Consider the following 211-nt stretch of genomic DNA (forward strand, 5'->3'; position numbering starts at 1 on the left):
TGATGGTGATGGTCTGTGGCGCACTCGCCAATCCTTCGTTATCAATGGCAACGTAGGTAAAAGTCACGTCTTCAGATTGACCATTAGTCAGGCCTTGGAAGTCCTCACCTGGATCAAAGGTATAGGTGCCATTGTTGAAACTTAGGCTGCCTTTTCCGTCTGGAACATCGGTCGCCAAGGCGTAAGACACCACGGTGCCATCCACATCGGA

1 protein-coding gene is annotated in these 211 nt (G+C 50.7%); it reads right to left on the bottom strand.

Features of this window, described 5'->3' with window-relative positions; translation table 11 throughout:
* Positions 1 to 211: Ig-like domain-containing protein (locus AB4405_RS24105; RefSeq protein WP_372063091.1), on the bottom strand; the 211-nt coding region annotated here is incomplete at both ends.

This window comes from Vibrio sp. 10N.261.51.F12, assembly GCF_041471725.1.
Classification (GTDB): domain Bacteria; phylum Pseudomonadota; class Gammaproteobacteria; order Enterobacterales; family Vibrionaceae; genus Vibrio.